At 56.5% G+C, this 15,112-nt stretch carries 13 protein-coding genes; 9 read left to right on the forward strand and 4 right to left on the reverse strand.

All coding sequences use genetic code 11. The features are described from left to right. Position 1: 1 nt before the first annotated feature. From ACOSDR_RS05950 to ACOSDR_RS05985, 8 genes are all read left to right on the forward strand, one after another. Positions 2-613 carry a histidine phosphatase family protein gene (locus tag ACOSDR_RS05950; protein WP_420730665.1) on the forward strand — a complete coding sequence of 204 codons (612 nt, stop codon included), beginning with the start codon at positions 2-4 and terminating at the stop codon, positions 611-613. Beyond that, positions 610-1,782 (forward strand): glycosyltransferase family protein, encoded by a 1,173-nt coding sequence (locus tag ACOSDR_RS05955; RefSeq protein ID WP_420730666.1) that lies wholly within the window; start codon positions 610-612, stop codon positions 1,780-1,782. Before ACOSDR_RS05950 ends, ACOSDR_RS05955 begins: the two co-directional genes overlap by 4 nt. Then, positions 1,779-2,540, forward strand: coding sequence for a polysaccharide deacetylase family protein (locus tag ACOSDR_RS05960; RefSeq protein WP_420730667.1), 762 nt, complete (start codon positions 1,779-1,781; stop codon positions 2,538-2,540). The genes ACOSDR_RS05955 and ACOSDR_RS05960 overlap by 4 nt, the downstream gene beginning before the upstream one ends. A gap of 12 nt (positions 2,541-2,552) precedes the next feature. After that, complete coding sequence (locus ACOSDR_RS05965; protein WP_420730668.1) at positions 2,553-3,065, forward strand: hypothetical protein; 513 nt, start codon at positions 2,553-2,555, stop codon at positions 3,063-3,065. Between the two features lie 33 nt (positions 3,066-3,098). Further along, entirely contained in the window at positions 3,099-4,982 is a 1,884-nt protein-coding gene (locus ACOSDR_RS05970; protein ID WP_420730669.1) for an ABC transporter ATP-binding protein, read from the forward strand. Further along, complete coding sequence (locus ACOSDR_RS05975; protein ID WP_420730670.1) at positions 4,982-6,910, forward strand: ABC transporter substrate-binding protein; 1,929 nt, start codon at positions 4,982-4,984, stop codon at positions 6,908-6,910. The genes ACOSDR_RS05970 and ACOSDR_RS05975 overlap by 1 nt, the downstream gene beginning before the upstream one ends. Positions 6,911-6,974: 64 nt before the next feature. Next, on the forward strand, positions 6,975-7,976 hold the full coding sequence (locus tag ACOSDR_RS05980; RefSeq protein ID WP_420725205.1) for an ABC transporter permease: 1,002 nt from the start codon (positions 6,975-6,977) through the stop codon (positions 7,974-7,976). Beyond that, the gene (locus tag ACOSDR_RS05985; RefSeq protein ID WP_420730671.1) at positions 7,973-9,178 is read left to right on the forward strand and encodes an ABC transporter permease; all 1,206 of its coding nucleotides are present in this window, start codon (positions 7,973-7,975) and stop codon (positions 9,176-9,178) included. The genes ACOSDR_RS05980 and ACOSDR_RS05985 overlap by 4 nt, the downstream gene beginning before the upstream one ends. Positions 9,179-9,323: 145 nt before the next feature. On the opposite strand, the gene ACOSDR_RS05990 is transcribed toward ACOSDR_RS05985, so the two are convergent. The 3 genes from ACOSDR_RS05990 to ACOSDR_RS06000 form a co-directional block, all read right to left on the reverse strand. After that, entirely contained in the window at positions 9,324-9,656 is a 333-nt protein-coding gene (locus ACOSDR_RS05990; RefSeq protein WP_420730672.1) for a YegP family protein, read from the reverse strand. Between the two features lie 145 nt (positions 9,657-9,801). Beyond that, on the reverse strand, positions 9,802-9,966 hold the full coding sequence (locus ACOSDR_RS05995; RefSeq protein ID WP_420730673.1) for a hypothetical protein: 165 nt from the start codon (positions 9,964-9,966) through the stop codon (positions 9,802-9,804). 15 nt (positions 9,967-9,981) lie between these two features. Next, positions 9,982-12,408, reverse strand: coding sequence for a GcvT family protein (locus ACOSDR_RS06000; RefSeq protein ID WP_420730674.1), 2,427 nt, complete (start codon positions 12,406-12,408; stop codon positions 9,982-9,984). A 253-nt stretch (positions 12,409-12,661) separates the two neighbouring features. Here ACOSDR_RS06000 and ACOSDR_RS06005 point away from each other — a divergent pair, with 253 nt between their 5' ends. Beyond that, complete coding sequence (locus tag ACOSDR_RS06005) at positions 12,662-14,260, forward strand: 5-guanidino-2-oxopentanoate decarboxylase (RefSeq protein ID WP_420730675.1); 1,599 nt, start codon at positions 12,662-12,664, stop codon at positions 14,258-14,260. Here ACOSDR_RS06005 and ACOSDR_RS06010 read toward each other — a convergent pair. After that, the gene (locus ACOSDR_RS06010; RefSeq protein ID WP_420725199.1) at positions 14,257-14,784 is read right to left on the reverse strand and encodes a PAS domain-containing protein; all 528 of its coding nucleotides are present in this window, start codon (positions 14,782-14,784) and stop codon (positions 14,257-14,259) included. The genes ACOSDR_RS06005 and ACOSDR_RS06010 overlap by 4 nt on opposite strands. Positions 14,785-15,112 lie beyond the last annotated feature (328 nt).

Here is a 15,112-nt window from a genome sequence, read left to right on the forward strand (position 1 = left end):
CATGACAATACACCTTGCTCTGATCCGCCATGGCCCGACCGACTGGAACACGGAAAAAAGATTGCAGGGCCGCATCGATACCCATCTGAGCCTGGCAGGGCGGGCGCGTGTGTCTGGATATAGAGTGCCGCCTGCGATGATGTCATTTCAACGGTATTGCAGCCCGATGGCGCGCGCCCAGCAAACCGCCCAGATTGTTTTTGGTGATGGCCCATGGGCCACCGCGCCGGAACTGACTGAAATCAGCTATGGGGAATGGGAAGGGCGCATTCTGTCCGATCTGCGTCAGAAATTGGGGGAGGAGATGCGCCTGAATGAGGCACGGGGACTGGATTTCTGTGCCCCTGGTGGGGAGAGCCCCCGCATGGTTCAGGCCCGCCTTGCCCCCTTGCTGCAACGCTGGGTCCAGGCGGGAGAGGACGTGCTGGCGATCACCCATAAGGGGGTTATCCGGGCGATTTATGCCTGGGCGGCGGGATGGGATATGACCGGTAAAATTCCGGACAAATTGCGCTGGGATGCGGTTCATCTGTTCACCTTGGATGCCAAGGGCATACCTCATGTTTTGCAGTTGAATGCCCCGTTGAGCGCAACCACACAGGGGGGATCATGAACGATAAGCCCCGGCTGCTGTTTCATGTGCAACATATGTTGGGTATTGGGCATCGCATTCGCGCTGAGCGGATCGCCTTGGCCTGTGTTGATGTTGGATTTGATGTCACCTTGATGGAGGGGGGCGTTCCCGCCCTGGAATGTGACACGCCCCCAGGTTTGACGCGGGTGCAATTGCCCTCGGCACGGTCGGCGGATGCGGCGTTTTCCGCCGTGGTTGATGCGGATACGGGTCAGGTCGTTGATGATGCCTGGCGGGCGCGGCGGTTGGCGGCCAGCCTGGCGGCGCTTGAAACCAGCCAGCCCGATATCTTGCTGGTGGAAGGTTTTCCCTTCGCGCGACGCGCCTTTCGGTTTGAATTGGTCCCACTGGTTCAGCAGGCCCGGACAATGGGCGCGCGAACCGTCGTATCGGTGCGGGATATCCTGGTGGCGCGATCCGATCTTTCAAAAGTCGCCCAGATTGCGGAATTAACCCGGTTGCTTTTTGACACGGTTTTGGTGCACGGGGATCCGGGCTTTGCACAACTGGTCGACAGCTTCCCGGCGGCGGCTGTTGTTGCAGATCGGCTGATCTATACCGGCATCGTTTCTCCCCCACCCCCGATGCCAATTTCAGATCGTCCCAATCTTGAGCAAGCGGGGGAGGTTATAGTGTCCTGTGGCGGGGGGGCTGTGGGTGGAGCCTTGATTCGAGCGGCGGTGGCGGCGCGGCCCTTGTCGCGATTGGCGGACAGGACTTGGCGCATTTTAATCGGCCCTAATCTGCCGCCAGAAGACCGGGCGGTTCTGGATGCACTGCCAGATGGGATCATCGCGGAATCAGCACGCCACGATTTTACGGCCTTGTTGGCCGGGGCGGCCCTGTCGATCAGTCAGGCTGGGTATAATACGGTTGCGGATCTGGCGGTGACGGGCTGTCCATCGGTGCTGGTTCCCTTTGGTGGGCCAGGGGGTAAGGAAACGGAACAGCCCATGCGCGCCAAATTATTGGCGGCTGCTGGACGGGTTGTCTGTTTGCCGGAATCGGATCTGACGCCCGGTACGTTGGCACAGGCGGTGGATCAGGCGCTGGTCTTGCCCAGACAAGGCCAGTCCCCCTATCGTCTGCAGGGGGCCGCGCAGTCCGCCGCTGCCCTGATGGATCTGCTTGGGGGAGAGAGACGATGACGGGTTGGGACGCCTTGCGCCAGGAACTGGATCTATGGCATCGCACCGGAACACAGGCCAGGCTGTGGTGGCGGGATGATGATGCACGCGCGGCAACGCCGGTGTTGGATCACTTGTTGACCGTCGCGCAGGGGCTTCCCCTGGCATTGGCGGTTATTCCGGTCGGGCTGGAACCCTCGCTGATCGCCAGAATGCGGGGTGTGAAAACTGTTTCAATTCTGCCCCATGGCTATGCGCATTCCAATCATGAGCCGGCAGATCGCAAGAAGGCTGAATTCGGTGCCAGTCGGGATGTGACCCAGGCCGTGTCGGACCTTCGCCAGTCATTGGCATTGTTGCAGGATGCGTTTGGGGATCAGGTCTTCCCCTTATTCGTGCCGCCCTGGAACCGCATCGCGCCGGAAATTGTTGAATGTGTAACCGATGCCGGGCTGCGGGGGGTCTCCACCTTCACAGACCGGACCCCCAATCGCCGGGTGGCGGGCCTGAATACGCATGTTGATATTCTGGATTGGAAGGCCAAAAAACAGACCGGTCGCGCTCGTTTTCTGGGGCAAGAGGCCGTGCTGTCCGATCTTGTCGCCGCATTGGCAAGGCGTCGCGTCCCGACGCCTGGAACCGATACGACAGAAGCGGTTGGACTGTTGACCCATCACCTGGAGCATGATCAGGACAGTTGGGATTTTCTGGCGCGCCTGGTTCAGTTTGTCGATGAGCATCCAGGCGTTGGATGGATTTCCGCCCCTCAGGGCCTTTGAGGAAATAGTGATATGATCAGATTGTATTATCTGAAAACGCCGTTGCTGTGGGACCTTTTACGCGGGTTTCTGGGACTGGCGGTCACCCTGCTTCCGCTGATTCTGCTGGATAGAATTCTTCCAGCCATCATTGTTATTCTGGCGGCAATTGCAGGGCTGTTTGTTATATTTATTGTCAGAACCGCCCTTCGCCACAAATCGGAAATCCAACTGTCGCAAGATGAAATCAGGGTCGCCACCCCGATAGGCAGCAAGGAAATTGCCTGGTCGGAGCTGACGGGGGTCACCTTGTCCTATTTCTCCACGTCGCGATCCGGGTCCGGCAATGGGGTCATGACGCTTAAATTATCTGATGGGACCACGGTAATTCGGATCGACTCTAACCTGAATAGCTTTGATACTGTGGTGAAACAGGTTGCGCGGGTCTGTTCGAAAGTCCCCGTTGCGGTTAGTCCAACGACAGTGCACAATTTTGATGCATTGGGGGCGCCCATCGCGGGGGATGATCCCCCGGATGCGGGTTAGGAACAAAGACTATCAGGGGGACGCGGAAGCGCTATGGTCGGGGATTTGTTGACAGTAGAAGATCTTCGCATCGGCTTTCGCATGATGGAAGGATCGGTCGAGGCGGTTAAGGGCGTTTCCTTTCGCGTGCCACCCGGTGGTACCGTGGCGCTGGTCGGGGAATCCGGATCGGGGAAATCTGTAATCAGCCAGGCGATTATGGGGATTTTGCCCAAGGCGGCAGACATCACCGGCGGGTCGATTGTGTTCAATGATCCCCGCGTCGAAAATTCCAGCGTCGATATCGCCAAACTGGATCGCGATGGCGCGGCGATGCGCAGCATCCGCGGTGGGCGCATTTCAATCATCTTCCAGGAACCGATGACGGCTCTGTCCCCCCTGCACACGGTCGGCAATCAGATTGGGGAAGCGGTGGAACTGCACCGCAATTGCAGCGCTGCTGAGGTTCAGGACCTGTCGCGCGATATGCTGCGAATGGTCGGCTTTCCCGATCCGGACCGCGCCTTGCGGACCTATCCGTTTGAACTGTCGGGCGGGTTGCGCCAGCGGGCGATGATCGCGATGGCGCTGGTCTGTCATCCGTCCTTGCTGATCGCAGACGAGCCGACGACCGCGCTGGATGTCACAATCCAGGCGCAAATCCTGAAATTGATGCGCGATTTGCAAAAAGAATTGGGCATGGCGGTTCTGATGATCACCCATGATCTGGGTGTGGTTGCCAATATGGCCGAAGAAATTGTCGTCATGTATCACGGACAGGTCATGGAATATGGCACGCTGGATCATATCTTCCGCGACCCACAACATCCCTATCTGAAGGCGTTGTTGCATGCGGTGCCGCGGTTCAACATGAGACCGGGCGAACGATTAATCCCGATCCGGGAGATTGAAACGAAATCGACCGCCCTGCACGAAGATCGCCCCGCGCGTCCCGTTGCCGATCCTGCAAAACCAATCCTGTCTGTGGCGGGGATCACAAAGACGTTTTCGATCCGCAAAGGGGGCTTGATTGGCACGTCAACGCCAGTGCGCGCGGTGGATGATGTCAGCTTCACGGTCAATCGCGGAGAGTGTCTGGGACTGGTCGGGGAAAGCGGCTGTGGCAAGACCACGCTGTCGAAGATCATGATGCGCGCGTTAAGCCCGGATAATGGCGCGATATCTTATTATGATGGCAAGAGCGATATCGACCTGCTGAAACTGGAAGGCGACGCCTTGTTCAAGTTCCGCCGCACCATGCAGTTCATGTTCCAGGACCCGTTTTCGTCCCTCAATCCCCGTATGACGGTATTGGATATCCTGACTGAGCCGTTGACCATTCACGGGATCGGGACGATTGAAGAACGCCGACGCAAGGCCGCAACCTTGATGGATCTGGTGGGTCTGGATATGCGCCATTTAAAGCGCTATCCCCACAGCTTCTCTGGTGGGCAGCGTCAACGGATTGGCATTGCCCGCGCCTTGGCGCTGAATCCTGAAATCCTGATTTGTGATGAACCGGTTTCCGCCCTGGATGTATCAATCCAGGCACAGATTCTAAATCTGTTGAAGGATTTGCAGCGGGATCTGGGTCTGACCTATATCTTTATCAGCCACAATCTGGCCGTGGTGGATTACATCGCCGATCGTATTGCTGTGATGTGTCGCGGGCGGCTTGTGGAAATCGCGCCCCGGGACCTGTTGTTCAAAAACCCAGTGCATCCCTATACTCAGGGCCTGTTGCGGGCGGTACCGGAACCCAATCCCGATCACCCGCTGAATTTTGCGCAATTGATGGATGACAAGGCCTCTAACCCTGCCTTGTGGCCAGCGCCCTTTACCGATGATGCGGATCACCGCCCGGTATTTCATGATTTGGGGGGCGGGCATTTCGTTCGGGCGCTGGACGGTGCCGCGCTGCAAAGGAGTGCCGCATAATGACGGGCAAGGTATCCGTTTTCCTCTCAACCGCCCTAACCCTGTTCTTATCTGTGCTGCCAGCACAGGCGATGGAGTATGTCGGCCCGCCCATCCTGGAGGATAAGGTTACCGTGGGGCTGTTGCCGCCGGTTGAACAGCGTTTGCCCGCTGTGCCCTTTGTGGCGGATCTGGAATCGCGTGGTCAGGTGCCCGGTCGTCAGGGCGGCTCGCTGACCATGTTGATGAAATCCGCTAAAGATACGCGGCAGATGTATGTCTATGGCTATGCCCGATTGGTGAAATACGATCTGGATTTCAATCTGGTGCCCGACATTCTGGAATCCTATGAGGAAACCGATGGTGGGCGGACCTTTACGCTGCATTTGCGGCCCGGACATAAATGGTCCGATGGTGCGCCGTTCACCACAGCAGACTTCCTGTATTTCTGGGAAGATATGGCGCTGAACGAGGATCTGTATGCCAGCGGACCGCCGACCTATCTACAGGTTATGGGCCAACCGGCGCAGGTTGAGGCGCTGGACGAGACGACGATCCGCTATCACTTTCCAATGCCGAACCCGGATTTCCTGCCAGGATTGGCACAGGCGATCCCGAACCAGATTTATGCCCCGAAACATTACCTGAGCCAGTTTCACCCGAATTATCAACCGCTGGCGGAATTGACCACGGCGGCGGAAGAGGCGGGTCAGCGCAACTGGGCGGCGGTTCATATCAAGAATGGCCGATATTATCGATACGAAAAGGTGGACCTGCCAACCCTGCAGCCCTGGGTCGTTCAGAACGAGGCCCCGGCGGATCGCTTCATTTTTACCCGCAATCCGTATTACTACAAAGTCGACAGCAACGGTTTGCAATTGCCCTATATCGACGAGGTTATCTTCAACGTCACCGAAGAGAAGCTGATTTCCGGTAAGGCGGCGACAGGGGATGTGGATTTACAGGCCCGTTATCTGCGGTTTGATGATGTCACATTGCTGAAGCGGAACGAGGCCAGCCATGACTATGACACCTATCTGTGGCGCATTGCTAAAGGTGCGCATCAGGCGATCCTGCCCAATCTGACCGTCAAGGATCCGGTATTCCGGGAATTGATCCGTGATGTCCGGTTCCGGCGCGCGTTGTCTTTGGGAATCAATCGGCATGAAATCAATCGCGTGATCTATTTCGGGCTTGCCGTGGAAGGGCAGAATACAATGCTGCCGCAAAGCCCCCTATACAGGCAAGAATATCGCAGCGAATGGGCCCAGTTTGATTTGAAGCAGGCCAATGCCCTGTTGGATCAGATGGGGCTGAAACGCAATTGGGAAGGCGCCCGTCTGGGCCCGGATGGCAAGCCGATTGAAATCATCGTGGAAACGTCAGGATCCACCGAACAGGCTGATATTCTGGAACTGATCACCGACAGCTGGTGGGAATTGGGGATCAAGATTTTCACCAAGCCGCTGAGCAAAGAAACCTTGCAGCGCCGGATCTTTTCCGGGCAGACCCAGATGACGATGGATTCCGGGTTCGAAAACGGTTTGGCAACGGCTGATATGGCCCCAAATGATCTGGCTCCGGTCACCCAGGCGCAATATCAGTGGTCAGAATGGGGCGAATATTTTGAAACCAATCAAAATGGTGGCAATGCCCCCGATATGGAAATCGGCGTCACGCTGATGGACCTGCGCCAGCAATGGTATCTGGCGGAAACGAAAGCGCAGCGGACAAAAATCTGGCATGAAATGCTGCAACTTCACGCGGATCAATTGCCAACCATCGGGCTGGTTGCCGGTGTGCTGCAGCCCGTCGTGGTGGCGAAAGGCTTGCGCAATATTCCGGTCGAAGGTTTGTGGAATTGGGACCCGGGCGCACATTTTGGGTTATACGGGATGGATTATTTTTTCTGGGACAAGGACTCCCTAACCGCCCAGGCGGCGGAATAGGCGTGGTGATGTCGATTTAAAACAGACAGGTCCCGGTCGCGGGCGTTTGGGGGAAGTTCGTATTATGTTGGATTACATCGTCCGTCGCCTTCTGGTGATGATACCGACCTTGCTGATCATCAGCATTCTGGTCTTCATCATCATTCAATTGCCCCCTGGGGACTATCTGACCACGCTGATTCAGGAATATCAGGATCGCGGAGAGCAGATCGGTGAGGAGGTTCTGGCCTTCTATCGCGAGAATTACGGTTTTGGCGAGCCGATGTGGAAGCAATATCTGCTGTGGATGAAGGGGATATTGCTGGAAGGCAATATGGGCTATTCCTTTGAATATGAATTGCCGGTGGCTGATGTCGTGGGCGACCGCATGTTCCTGACCATTCTGGTCTCCTTTGTCACCATCATTTTCGTTTACATTGTGGCCTTCCCCATCGGGGTGTATTCGGCGGTAAATCAGTATTCCCCAGGGGATTATGCCTTGACCCTGGTTGGATTTATCGGGCTGGCGACGCCCAACTTCCTGCTGGCCCTGGTGTTGATGTATCTGGCCAATCAATGGACCGGTGCATCGATTGGTGGGTTGGTTGATGATGAATTGCGCGATGCCCCGATGAGCTGGGAAAAATTTGTCAGCGTGTTACAGCATCTGTGGGTGCCCGTCATCGTGATCGGTACATCGGGTACGGCGGGCATGATCCGTCGTTTGCGGGCTAATCTGCTGGATGAATTGCACAAGCAATATGTCGTCACCGCGCGGGCCAAGGGCGTATCGCCCCGCAAGGCCCTGTTTAAATATCCCTTGCGCATGGCGCTCAATCCCTTCATCGCGGATATCGGCAATATTCTGCCTGAGATCATTTCAGGCTCTGCCATTGTTTCTATCGTTTTGAGTCTGGAAACCACTGGGCCGATGCTGCTGCGGGCTTTGGAGACTCAGGATATGTATCTGGCGGGGTCCTTTTTGATGGTGTTGGCCTTGCTGACCGTGCTGGGGAATTTACTGTCTGATCTGGCGCTGGCGGTGCTGGATCCCCGAATACGCCTGGGTGCGGAGGCAACGAAATGAGCGATAGCACTGCAAACACGCCAGACGCCCGCAAGCCAGAACCGCTGGATCATTTTGTCAGCCAGGCCCCGTTTGATGCCCAGGCCGCAACGCTGCTTACGCCAGAGCAGGAGAAATATTACCTCTCCTCCCAATGGCGGTTGATGTGGTTGAAATTCCGCCGTCACAAACTGGCGTTGTGGAGCGGGATTTATCTGATTCTGGTCTATGCCTCGATCCTGATATCAGAGGTGATCGCGCCCTACAGTTTCACCCACCGGCATACGGATTTCATCTATGCCCCGCCGCAGGAAGTGCGCCTGTTTCATGACGGCAGCCTCATCGGGCCTTATGTCTATCCCTATGATGTGAAACTGAATATGGAGGAATTGCGCTGGGACTATACGGAAGATACCAGCAACCCTCAGAAACTGCGCTTTCTGTGCACCAGCGATGATTATGCCGGGTCGACCTATGAATTCTGGGGCCTGTTTGAAAGCAATTTCCATCTGGTCTGTCCGGCCGCCGGGGGTCAGTTCTTCTTTCTGGGAACCGACCGGCTGGGCCGGGATATTCAGTCCCGCATCATTCAGGGCGCGCGTATCTCGCTGACGGTCGGGCTGATCGGGGTGACGATCAGTTTCGTTCTGGGCATTACGCTTGGCGGTATGGCGGGCTATTTCGGGGGCATGGTGGATTGGTGTGTCCAGCGCGTGATTGAGGTCATCCGCTCCTTCCCCTCATTGCCGCTCTGGATGGCCCTGTCTGCGGCCATGCCGGTCAACTGGTCACCCATCGTGGTGTTCTTGGGGATTACCGTCATTCTGGGCCTGCTGGATTGGCCCGGACTGGCGCGCGCCGTGCGCTCCAAACTGCTGGCCCTGCGAGAAGAGGATTTCGCCGTCGCCGCTCAGTTGATGGGCGCCACACCGACCCGCATCATCGGCAAGCACTTACTGCCCAGTTTCACCAGCCATCTGATCGCCTCGGTAACGCTGGCCGTGCCCAGCATGATCCTCGGCGAAACCGCACTCAGCTTCTTAGGCCTTGGCCTGAAGCCGCCCATCACCAGTTGGGGCGTGCTGTTGAACGAAGCGCAAAACTTCAACGCGGTCGCCCTCTACCCCTGGCTCCTCTGGCCCGCCGCCCCGGTTATCCTGGTCGTGCTGGCCTTCCAGTTCCTGGGCGATGGCTTAAGAGACGCGGCGGATCCGTATAAGTAGAGAACGCTGCTGCGGTCCGCGCCCTCCTCGTCCTGAGGAGGCGCGCAGCGCCGTCTCGAAGGATGGCCTGTAAGTCCAGTGCTTCCAGCATCCGATCCTTCGAGGCGCGGCTGTCGCTTCTCCTCGGATTGAGTATTTCGATCAATCAGGTCAAATCGTCTATTTCCGCGTCAGGTGCATTTTTCTTCACGGATTCAATGCCATTATCGCGACCCTGGGTGGATACATAGGTTTCGCTGGTGCCAATGACTTCCCCGTTGCCGGCCTTCAGATTGAAATAGTACTGGCCGTTCGTCGCTGTTTTTTTCTCATAACGCGCATCCAGCGGTGCATTGGTCTTCACCGATGCAATTCCGGTTTCGCAGCCAGATTTTGCTGTATAGCCTTCGCTGGCAAGGATGATTTCCCCGTTCCCTGCTTTCAATCGGAACCGAAATTCACCCGCTTTGTCTTTATAAATCTCAAACTTCCCAGCCATGATCTGGCCTCCTAATACTGCTTCTGACCGGTCGCGGAATTGCTCCGGATTTGTCAGATGGGGAAGGGATTTTCGACAAACAATAGTTAAAATTTAATAAAATTCACTTTGCTACTTCTGGGGTCAAAAAGTGTTGAGCTTTTTGTCATAAAGGCCCGCGCAGATTGATAGTCAGGCCACAGAAATAGAAAGTCGCACGATTGGCCCTGGATGCCGGCTCAGGCCCGTCACCCCGGACTTGATCCGGGGTCCAGGGGCGGCAGGTATAGAGTGGGGCGGGTGGCTCTGGATGCCGGATCACGTCCGGCATGACAATTCTTGGGCGTTAGGTCTTCAGGGCTGCATTCGCCGCATCATAGACAGGCTCTGCCAACACCTTGACCTTGCGGGGTTCACCCAGAATCCAGACGGTCATGTCTGTGCCAGGCTTTGCATAGGCGGGCTGAACATAGGCGAAGGCGAGGCTTTTGCCGGTGCGGTGGCCATAGCCGCCCGATGTGGTCAGGCCGATGACTTGACCCTCTCCCACCGTGATGGCTTCGCCACCGGTCGTGTCGCTGTCGCCGGGCTCGACTTCCAGATAGATGATCTGTCCCTGAGCACCGTCCTGTTTGCGCTGCAAGGTCGCGGCCTTGCCGATGAAATCCTTATCAAACTTCACAAAGCGTTCGATGTCGGCCTCAATGGGGGTGATTTCATTGGTCAGTTCCGAGCCCCAGCCGCGATAGGCCTTTTCCATGCGCAGGGCGTTGACGGCATAGGTGCCGAAATGCCCGATGCCATAGGGGCCCCCCGCCTTCATCAGGGCCTCATAGACCGCAGGCATGACCGCCATGGGGCAGTGCAGTTCCCAGCCCAATTCGCCGATATAGTTGACCCGCAATGCCCGGATCGTCGCCCCTGCAATGGTAATTTCCTGGGCCGTGAGCCAGCGGAAGGCTTCATTGGATAAATCTGCGCGCGTCACCTGGGACAGCACATCCCGTGCCTTTGGCCCCGCCAGAACCAGATTGCCATAGGTCTGGGAAACATTGGTGACGGTGACGTCTTCACCTTCTTGGATATGCTGGCCCAGCCAATCGAAATCGCGGTCCTCAGCAGCCGCAGCGGACAGGATGTAATAGGCATGCTTGCCCAGCCGCGTGACCGTTGCTTCGCCTTCGATCGCCCCATCGTCATTCAGCATATGAGCCAATGCGATTCCGCCGATTTTCTGTGGCATGCGGTTGGCAAAAACCCGCTCCAGCATCGCCGGGGCATCGGGGCCGCTGACATCGAATTTGGCAAAGGAAGACAGGTCGGCAAGTGCCACGCCTTCGGAGACGAGGCGGCATTCTTTCGCCACGGCATCGAAGGCGTTGTTGTGGCGGAAGCCCGGTTCTTCGTCCTGACCGTCCAGCGCGTAATACTTTACCCGCTCCCAGCCCGAAGCGGTGGTGTACAGGCCACCCGCTTCCGCCAGAATATCATACAGACTGGATTTGCGCTTCCCGCGCCCGGCCGGGCGTTCTTCGCCGGGCAGATGCAGGGCATACATATGTTCATAATCTTCAATGGAGCGCGCGCGGACATAATCCGCATCTGCCCAGCGACCAAACCGGCGTGGGTCCAGGCCCGCCATGTTGATCTCACTTTGGCCATGCACGATCCATTGCGCCAGATACTTGCCACAGCCCGCCCCCTGGGCGATGCCGATAGACGAGCCACAGCATTGCCAGAAATTGCGCAGGCCCGCCGTTGGACCCAACAGAGGATTGGCGTCTGGCGTATGGGGAATGGCGCCGTGGACGATGCGCTTGATGCCACTTTCGCCCCAGATCGGCATGCGTTCCAGGGTTCGTTCCACCCAGGGGCTGATGCGGTCTAATTCGTCGGTGAACAGCTCATTCTCGCTGTCCCATTCCGGATAGCCACCCCGATCCGCCCAGGCTTCCTGGGACCCCTCGGTCTCATAAATGCCGATCAGGCCGGATTTTTGCTCCTGCCGGTAATAGGCCGACGGATAGGGATCGCGCATCACCGGCATTTCAACATCAGCGTCGATGAATTGCTGGATCGGCTCGGTGACGATGTAATGGTGCTTCATATTGGTTATCGGCACATCGGACCCGACCCACTGATTGATCAACCGCGCATAACAGCCCCCGGCATTGACCACATGTTCACAGGTCACGGTTCCCTTTTCTGTCACCACTTGCCATTCGCCGCTGGGCAATTGCACGACATTCAGCACGCGGTTCCGGCGTTCAATCTCTGCACCCCTATCGCGCGCGCCCTTTGCCAGCGCATTGCAACAGCCCGCCGGGTCAACATGGCCGTCATCCAGCGTCCAGGCAGCCGCCAGAACACCGGTCGTATCGACATGGGGGTTGATCGCCTTGATCTCATCGGGGCCGATAACCTGCATGCGGAACCCGATCAGCTTGGCCGTTCCTTCAACTTTCTTGAAATAATCCATCTCCGCCTGATTGGTGGCGAAGCGTAGCCCGCCGCAGCCATGCCAGGAGACATATTGCCCTGTCATCGCTTCCAGTTTGGGATACAGCGTATTTCCATAATGATGGATTTTCGCCATGTTGTAATCAGCGATGAAGCTGGGACATTGACCCGCCGCATGCCAGGTAGAGCCGGATGTCAGCTCCCCCTTTTCAATCAACAGGCTGTCTGTCCAGCCTTCTTGCGCAAGATGATACAGCAGGCCACAGCCCATCATCCCGCCCCCGATGATGACGACGCGCGCGTGTTCTTTCATGCCGATCCGATCCCTTTGCGACCCACTGTTGCTATCAGCCTAGAAGCGGTGATTAACATTGACAAGAACTAACAAAGATCAGGGTAAGGCATTGTATTTCATAAATTATTTCACAGATAGATGAAATCGTTTCATCGTCAGTCCTTGCACAGCCTGTATGGGATTGTTCCGGTGCAAACAGGCTTGGAAAGGGATGGTTTCGCGGTCTAAGGTGTCGGATCAAAATGGCACGGAATAACGTGGGGGGGTGATCATGCAATTCAGACCAACATGCGGCGAGGCGTTTGTACGACTGTTGGAAGATTACAGCGTCGACACGGTCTTTGGCATTCCCGGCGTGCATAATCTGGAACTGTATCGGGGGTTTGCGGGCAGCACGATCCGTCACGTTCTGCCCCGGCATGAGCAAGGTGCCGGATTCATGGCGGATGGCTATGCCAGGGTGACCGGTAAGCCGGGCGTGTGCTTCCTGATCACCGGCGCGGGGGTTACAAATTGCGCCACCCCGATGGGTCAGGCGTTCAGTGACAGCGTGCCTCTGTTGATCGTCAGCAGCGAAAATACCCGCGACACGCTGGGCAAGGGCATTGGCTGTCTGCACGAAATCACCGATCAGGCTGCTGTGACGCGCCCCCTTTGTGCCTTTTCTGAAACCCCGACAGATCCTGAAGAAGTGCCTGGTCTGGTGGCCAGGGCCTTTGATGTGTTTGAAAGCAAGCGCCCCCGGCCCGTCCATTTATCACTGCCCCTGGATATGCTGGCTGAACGGACACGGCTGCAATGGAGCCCCCATCCCGCCGCGTCGAAACCTGAGGCGGAGTCCGAGGCAATTGAAGAAGCCGCGATGCTGCTGGATCAGGCCGACCGCCCCTTGATCCTGATCGGGGGCGGCGCGCGGGGTGCCGCACATCAGGTTCTGGCGCTGGCAGAACGCCTGGACTGCCCAATTCTGGGAACCATTCTGGGGCGCGATATCGTGCCGAATGATCACCCGCTTTCGCTTGGGGGCCTGTTGGTTTCTTCCATCGGGGATGAAATTCTGGCAGATGCCGATGTTATTCTGGCAATCGGCACGGAACTGTCGCCCAATAACAGCTACAGCGATGTGGTCACTCTGCCTGGAAAATTGATCCGTATCGATATTGATGCGGCGGAGTTCGATGCCCGTCACCCTGCCACGGTCGCCATTCGGGCGGATGCTGCGCTGGCAGCGGATTCTTTGTTAAACGCATTGGGCCCGATGGGGGGCGAGCGTGACGGGGCCGGGCGGGTGCTGGCGTATAAGGGGCGTCCATCCACGGGCTTCCTGCCGCATCTGGAAAAGAAACATCATGCGGTGCTGGATGAAATCGAAGCTGTTCTGCCGGAAGGATCCATACTGGTCGGTGACATGACCCAGGTGATCTATTCCGCGATCAATCACTTCAAAATCCCCAAAGGGGGAAGATTCCTGTATCCATCGGGCTATGGCACGTTGGGATATGCGCTGCCTGCGGCCATTGGCGCCAAGATTGGCGCACCGGATCGCACCGTTCTGGCAATCGCAGGCGATAGCGGGTTTTTATACACGGCCCCAGAAATGGCAGTCGCAGCAGAAGAGGGGCTGAACATTGTCGCCCTGGTCTGGAACAATCGGGCTTTGGGGCAAATCCGCGACGACATGGTCAACCGCAATATCCGCACTGTTGGCGTCACACCAGAACCGCCCGAATTCGAATATCTGGCAAAAGCATTCCGCTGGTCCTATACCAAACCCGGCAAGGTTTCAGAAATCAGCAGCGCCCTGAAAGCCGCTTTTGCCGCCAAGGGCCCGACATTGATCGAAGTCCAGGATGGCATTGAGGGGCTTTAGGAGGAAACAGGTGGAGCAATCCAATCTGCCACACCAAACAAGCCTGAAGGGGTTGGGCCCTCACTCCAAAGCGGCATCATGGCCCCGACCGCGGTTCGCGTAACATCGTTGCTGTTTGAATAAGAGATTTTAAAAAACCGTGCACAGCCATTGTTTATGGTGGCGTCTAGAAGAATCTTGAACTGCACCGAAACGTCATCCTTTTTAGAAATCTCGGAGAGGGTTTTACCCTTAAGATTAACGCCATGCTCTACTTCGTGGCGCGATCCGAATAGGCGCCAACAGTAGTCTTTTCCATTATCAATTACGTCGATAAGGACGACATGCGGCAGGATGTCTGCACCCAGCGCGACAGGATCAATTTGGGATCTGGACGGAAGCCCATGTTCCCGTAATGACTGCCAGAAATCAAAAGCCTTCTTGATTTTTATGTATTGAGGGTCGCCAAGGGCGGTTTCATTGTCGACAAATGAAACGACTTCTTTGAACCCCGGCATTTGTGTTAACTCAAGCACTGTTGGCATACTGAATCCTTAAAAGTCACCCTGAGCGAGCCACGAATCCTCATATAGCCCATAACTTTCATGAATGTATATTTAAGTGGCGTTTTCATTCGCAATTTAGAGAAGTTTGATGGGTATGGGAAATATGGTCAAACAGCACCTGCTTCACGCCCAATCCGTCATGCCGAGCACGACCTGTTTTCAGTGCCGAACGCGCCAAAGGTCCATATCCGCCAGGATCGCGGGTCGGGCTTGGGATCAGCAACAAAAAAGATCAGAATGTGGTTTTTCAACGCGTTACACAAAAGTGTCCCAGGAAAGTTGAGAATTACAAATCAGTATATGTCGT

The sequence above is a fragment of the Hwanghaeella sp. 1Z406 genome, assembly GCF_048892425.1.
Taxonomy (GTDB): Bacteria; Pseudomonadota; Alphaproteobacteria; order UBA8366; family Aestuariispiraceae; genus Pacificispira.